3 tRNA genes and 5 rRNA genes are annotated in these 6,738 nt (G+C 49.6%); all 8 read right to left on the reverse strand.

Features of this window, described 5'->3' with window-relative positions:
- Positions 1-364 (reverse strand): 23S ribosomal RNA (locus L4C36_RS00430); the annotation flags it as partial.
- A 353-nt stretch (positions 365-717) separates the two neighbouring features.
- Positions 718-2,280: ribosomal RNA gene (locus tag L4C36_RS00435) — 16S ribosomal RNA — on the reverse strand.
- A 400-nt stretch (positions 2,281-2,680) separates the two neighbouring features.
- Positions 2,681-2,796, reverse strand: a 5S ribosomal RNA gene (gene rrf, locus L4C36_RS00440).
- Between the two features lie 134 nt (positions 2,797-2,930).
- Positions 2,931-5,822, reverse strand: a 23S ribosomal RNA gene (locus L4C36_RS00445).
- 344 nt (positions 5,823-6,166) lie between these two features.
- A tRNA-Val gene (locus L4C36_RS00450) sits at positions 6,167-6,242 on the reverse strand.
- 30 nt (positions 6,243-6,272) lie between these two features.
- A tRNA-Lys gene (locus L4C36_RS00455) sits at positions 6,273-6,348 on the reverse strand.
- A gap of 33 nt (positions 6,349-6,381) precedes the next feature.
- Positions 6,382-6,457 (reverse strand) — tRNA-Glu (locus L4C36_RS00460).
- A gap of 94 nt (positions 6,458-6,551) precedes the next feature.
- Positions 6,552-6,738 (reverse strand): 16S ribosomal RNA (locus tag L4C36_RS00465); the annotation flags it as partial.

The raw sequence follows: 6,738 nt of genomic DNA on the forward strand, positions 1-6,738 counted from the left end.
CTACTCGTTTTCACTTGAAATGCGCTACCGGTTACGGGGCTATCACCCTGTATCGCTGTGCTTTCCAGCACATTCACCTGTCGCACAACTAGCTTAAGGGCTAATCCGGTTTCGCTCGCCGCTACTACCGGAATCTCGGTTGATTTCTCTTCCTCGGGGTACTTAGATGTTTCAGTTCCCCCGGTTCGCCTCATACAGCTATGTATTCACTGCATGATACGTGCTTATGCACGTGGGTTTCCCCATTCGGAAATCCCAGACTCAAGTGGCTTTTACTGCCTAATCTGGGCTTATCGCAAGTTAATACGTCCTTCATCGCCTCTGACTGCCAAGGCATCCACCGTGTACGCTTAGTCACTTAACCATACAACCCCAAGAGGTCTGTATGTTCAAACAACCAAGGTTCGTCACCTATCTTCGATCAAGAAAGATAAGGACATTGGTTTTTCGCCGGACTCGATACAAGACACTTGAATGTGTATTGCTTGAGAACTCGTTTTTATTTTTTATTCTTAAAGAATAAAAACTATTGTAATTCAATCANTCGTCGAAGTGACGACCAATTGAATTTACTAGTCAGCTTTCCAAATTGTTAAAGAGCTTAACGCAAAAAGCGTTAATCAATAACCGAAGTCATTCATTAGCGCTTTCGCTGTTCTTCTAACATTTTAACCAAGCAATCTGTGTGGACACTGCATAAAACAGCAGTCTATCGTTTAAGGAGGTGATCCAGCCCCAGGTTCCCCTAGGGCTACCTTGTTACGACTTCACCCCAGTCATGAACCACACCGTGGTAAACGCCCTCCCCGAAGGGTTAAGCTATCTACTTCTGGTGCAGCCCACTCCCATGGTGTGACGGGCGGTGTGTACAAGGCCCGGGAACGTATTCACCGTAGCATTCTGATCTACGATTACTAGCGATTCCGACTTCATGGAGTCGAGTTGCAGACTCCAATCCGGACTACGACGTACTTTGTGGGATTCGCTCACCATCGCTGGTTGGCAGCCCTCTGTATACGCCATTGTAGCACGTGTGTAGCCCTACTCGTAAGGGCCATGATGACTTGACGTCGTCCCCACCTTCCTCCGGTTTATCACCGGCAGTCTCCCTGGAGTTCCCACCATTACGTGCTGGCAAACAAGGATAGGGGTTGCGCTCGTTGCGGGACTTAACCCAACATTTCACAACACGAGCTGACGACAGCCATGCAGCACCTGTCTCAGAGTTCCCGAAGGCACACCAAAATCTCTTTCGGCTTCTCTGGATGTCAAGAGTAGGTAAGGTTCTTCGCGTTGCATCGAATTAAACCACATGCTCCACCGCTTGTGCGGGCCCCCGTCAATTCATTTGAGTTTTAATCTTGCGACCGTACTCCCCAGGCGGTCTACTTAACGCGTTAGCTCCGAAAGCCACTCCTCAAGGGAACAACCTCCAAGTAGACATCGTTTACGGCGTGGACTACCAGGGTATCTAATCCTGTTTGCTCCCCACGCTTTCGCATCTGAGTGTCAGTATCTGTCCAGGGGGCCGCCTTCGCCACCGGTATTCCTTCAGATCTCTACGCATTTCACCGCTACACCTGAAATTCTACCCCCCTCTACAGTACTCTAGCCTGCCAGTTCCAAATGCTATTCCGAGGTTAAGCCCCGGGCTTTCACATCTGGCTTAACAAGCCACCTGCATGCGCTTTACGCCCAGTAATTCCGATTAACGCTCGCACCCTCCGTATTACCGCGGCTGCTGGCACGGAGTTAGCCGGTGCTTCTTCTGTTGCTAACGTCAAATCCATACGCTATTAACGCATGAACCTTCCTCACAACTGAAAGTGCTTTACAACCCGAAGGCCTTCTTCACACACGCGGCATGGCTGCATCAGGGTTTCCCCCATTGTGCAATATTCCCCACTGCTGCCTCCCGTAGGAGTCTGGACCGTGTCTCAGTTCCAGTGTGGCTGATCATCCTCTCAGACCAGCTAGGGATCGTCGCCTAGGTGAGCCTTTACCCCACCTACTAGCTAATCCCACCTGGGCCAATCTTAGCGCGAGAGGTCCCCTATTCCGAAGAAAAGAAAAGCCCCCTCTTTGGTCCGTAGACGTTATGCGGTATTAGCCATCGTTTCCAATGGTTATCCCCCACACTAAGGCATGTTCCCAGGCATTACTCACCCGTCCGCCGCTCGTCAGCAAAAAAAGCAAGCTTCCTTCCTGTTACCGCTCGACTTGCATGTGTTAGGCCTGCCGCCAGCGTTCAATCTGAGCCATGATCAAACTCTTCAATTAAAAGTGTTTGCTGCTATAAATAGCGGCTCAATGAAAAACTGTGTTGTTCATTACCGAAGTAACGAACGAATTGACTGTGCCAAATCATAAGTAAACTTATCATTTGTATTGGTCACTCAGTATCATTGATAATTCTTTTGTTGACTATCATTTCACGAGTGCCCACACAGATTGCATGGTCAAATTGTTAAAGAACGTTGACTTTCAATRCGTTAGCACATTGTGCTTTCGCGAGTCAGGCTGCGTATAATACGCTTTTCTGATATTCAGTCAAGACAAAATTTTCAGCTTTTTCATCATTCGATGGRAAAGTAAAAACCTTCTGTTGACGTCGCTCACCTTTCAATCAGYGGGAGCGAAATAAAAGCCCGTTCACTGAACGGGCTCTCATCAATTTGRAGCCTGGCGATGTCCTACTCTCACATGGGGAGACCCCACACTACCATCGGCGCTGTTACGTTTCACTACTGAGTTCGGCATGGGATCAGGTGGGTCCATAACGCTATGGTCGCCAAGCAAATTCGNTTTATTTACCGCCTCATGGCCGTAAATAGCAATCTGGAAAAGTTAACTAGTTTTGTTCTCAACACACGATTCAAGTGTTTGTGGAGTCCGTCGTCTCTTGCGAGATAAAACCCCTTGGGTGTTGTATGGTTAAGCCTCACGGGCAATTAGTACAGGTTAGCTCAATGCCTCGCAGCACTTACACACCCTGCCTATCAACGTCGTAGTCTTCAACAACCCTTTAGAGACCTTAAAGGTCTAGGGATGACTCATCTTGAGGCTCGCTTCACGCTTAGATGCTTTCAGCGTTTATCGATTCCGAACTTAGCTACCGGGCAATGCCACTGGCGTGACAACCCGAACACCAGAGGTTCGTCCACTCCGGTCCTCTCGTACTAGGAGCAGCCCCTCTCAATCATCCAACGCCCACGGCAGATAGGGACCGAACTGTCTCACGACGTTCTAAACCCAGCTCGCGTACCACTTTAAATGGCGAACAGCCATACCCTTGGGACCGACTTCAGCCCCAGGATGTGATGAGCCGACATCGAGGTGCCAAACACCGCCGTCGATATGAACTCTTGGGCGGTATCAGCCTGTTATCCCCGGAGTACCTTTTATCCGTTGAGCGATGGCCCTTCCATACAGAACCACCGGATCACTATGACCTGCTTTCGCACCTGCTCGAATTGTCATTCTCGCAGTCAAGCGGGCTTATGCCATTGCACTAACCTCACGATGTCCGACCGTGATTAGCCCACCTTCGTGCTCCTCCGTTACTCTTTGGGAGGAGACCGCCCCAGTCAAACTACCCACCAGGCACTGTCCGCACCCCCGATAAGGGGGCGACGTTAGAACATCAACACGACAAGGGTGGTATTTCAAGGACGGCTCCACAATCACTAGCGTGACTGCTTCAAAGCCTCCCACCTATCCTACACATGTAGGGTCAATGTTCAGTGCCAAGCTGTAGTAAAGGTTCACGGGGTCTTTCCGTCTAGCCGCGGGTACGCAGCATCTTCACTGCGATTTCAATTTCACTGAGTCTCGGGTGGAGACAGCGTGGCCATCATTACGCCATTCGTGCAGGTCGGAACTTACCCGACAAGGAATTTCGCTACCTTAGGACCGTTATAGTTACGGCCGCCGTTTACCGGGGCTTCGATCAAGAGCTTCGACCGAAGTCTAACCCCATCAATTAACCTTCCGGCACCGGGCAGGCGTCACACCGTATACGTCATCTTTCGATTTTGCACAGTGCTGTGTTTTTAATAAACAGTTGCAGCCACCTGGTATCTGCGACTCCCGGCAGCTTAGAGAGCAAGTCTCATCACCGCTAGGAGCGTACCTTCTCCCGAAGTTACGGTACCATTTTGCCTAGTTCCTTCACCCGAGTTCTCTCAAGCGCCTTGGTATTCTCTACCTGATCACCTGTGTCGGTTTGGGGTACGATTCCTTATAACCTGAAGCTTAGAAGCTTTTCCCGGAAGCATGGCATCAATGACTTCANCACCGTAGTGNCTCGACATCGTATCTCAGCGTTAAGTAATCCCGGATTTGCCTAAGATTACCGCCTACATACTTGAACTTGGACGACCGTCGCCAAGCCCACCTAGCCTTCTCCGTCCCTCCATCGCAGTTATAAGCAGTACGGGAATATTAACCCGTTTCCCATCGACTACGCCTTTCGGCCTCGCCTTAGGGGTCGACTCACCCTGCCCCGATTAACGTTGGACAGGAACCCTTGATCTTCCGGCGAGGGAGTTTTTCACTCCCTTTATCGTTACTCATGTCAGCATTCGCACTTCTGATACGTCCAGCATGCCTTACGACACACCTTCAACCGCTTACAGAACGCTCCCCTACCCAATRTGACAAGTCACATTGCCGCAGCTTCGGTGTATAGCTTAGCCCCGTTAAATCTTCCGCGCAGGCCGACTCGACCAGTGAGCTATTACGCTTTCTTTAAATGATGGCTGCTTCTAAGCCAACATCCTGGCTGTCTGAGCCTTCCCACATCGTTTCCCACTTAGCTATAACTTTGGGACCTTAGCTGGCGGTCTGGGTTGTTTCCCTCTCCACGACGGACGTTAGCACCCGCCGTGTGTCTCCCGGATAGTACTTACTGGTATTCGGAGTTTGCAAAGGGTTGGTAAGTCGGGATGACCCCCTAGCCTTAACAGTGCTCTACCCCCAGTAGTATTCGTCCGAGGCGCTACCTAAATAGCTTTCGGGGAGAACCAGCTATCTCCAGGTTTGATTGGCCTTTCACCCCTAGCCACAAGTCATCCGCTAATTTTTCAACATTAGTCGGTTCGGTCCTCCAGTAAGTGTTACCTCACCTTCAACCTGCCCATGGCTAGATCACCTGGTTTCGGGTCTAATCCTAGCAACTGTACGCCCAGTTAAGACTCGGTTTCCCTACGGCTCCCCTAAACGGTTAACCTTGCTACTAAAATTAAGTCGCTGACCCATTATACAAAAGGTACGCAGTCACAGGACAAAGCCTGCTCCTACTGCTTGTACGTACACGGTTTCAGGTTCTATTTCACTCCCCTCACAGGGGTTCTTTTCGCCTTTCCCTCACGGTACTGGTTCACTATCGGTCAGTCAGGAGTATTTAGCCTTGGAGGATGGTCCCCCCATATTCAAACAGGATAACACGTGTCCCGTCCTACTCGTTTTCACTTGAAATGCGCTACCGGTTACGGGGCTATCACCCTGTATCGCTGTGCTTTCCAGCACATTCACCTGTCGCACAACTAGCTTAAGGGCTAATCCGGTTTCGCTCGCCGCTACTACCGGAATCTCGGTTGATTTCTCTTCCTCGGGGTACTTAGATGTTTCAGTTCCCCCGGTTCGCCTCGTTACGCTATGTATTCACGTAACGATACGTGCTTATGCACGTGGGTTTCCCCATTCGGAAATCCCAGACTCAAGTGGCTTTTACTGCCTAATCTGGGCTTATCGCAAGTTAATACGTCCTTCATCGCCTCTGACTGCCAAGGCATCCACCGTGTACGCTTAGTCACTTAACCATACAACCCCAAGAGGTCTGTATGTTCAAACAACCAAGGTTTACGTTYAACTCTTCGATCAAGAAAGARTYAAACATTGGTTTTTCGCCGGACTCTTACACAAGACACTTGAATGTGTTTGTTTTGAGAACTCGTTTTTATTCTTAAAGAATAAAAACTATTGTAATTCAATCATCGTCGNAGTGACGACCAATTGAATTTACTAGTCAGCTTTCCAAATTGTTAAAGAACATTGTGTTTTTCTCTCGAAAACCACTTTCTAATGATTTTCAGCGTCAAAAATGCGGACTTAACAAAGTCACCTTCGTTAAACCTGCGATTNYGTGCAGAAAATTCTTAGAGAGTGGTGGGCGATACCGGGCTCGAACCAGTGACCCCCTGCTTGTAAGGCAGGTGCTCTCCCAACTGAGCTAATCGCCCACATTAGTTTTACATCGCCTGTGGAGGAGATGGTGGGTCGTGCAGGATTCGAACCTGCGACCAATTGATTAAAAGTCAACTGCTCTACCAACTGAGCTAACGACCCNTTRCTTTTTCTTTGACTCTATCAAAGAGAAAGTGGCGTCCCGTAGGGGAGTCGAACCCCTGTTACCGCCGTGAAAGGGCGGTGTCCTAGGCCTCTAGACGAACGGGACTTAGTTTTTCTAAGTTATTGGGCAACTTAGATGCTCTCTTACATTTCAACCAAGCAATCTGTGTGGACACTGCATAAAACAGCAGTCTATCGTTTAAGGAGGTGATCCAGCCCCAGGTTCCCCTAGGGCTACCTTGTTACGACTTCACCCCAGTCATGAACCACACCGTGGTAAACGCCCTCCCCGAAGGGTTAAGCTATCTACTTCTGGTGCAGCCCACTCCCATGGTGTGACGGGCGGTGTGTACAAGGCCCGGGAACGTATTCACCGTAGCATTCTGA

Origin of the sequence: Photobacterium japonica (genome assembly GCF_050337005.1) — a bacterium.
GTDB classification, from domain to species: Bacteria; Pseudomonadota; Gammaproteobacteria; order Enterobacterales; family Vibrionaceae; genus Photobacterium; species Photobacterium japonica.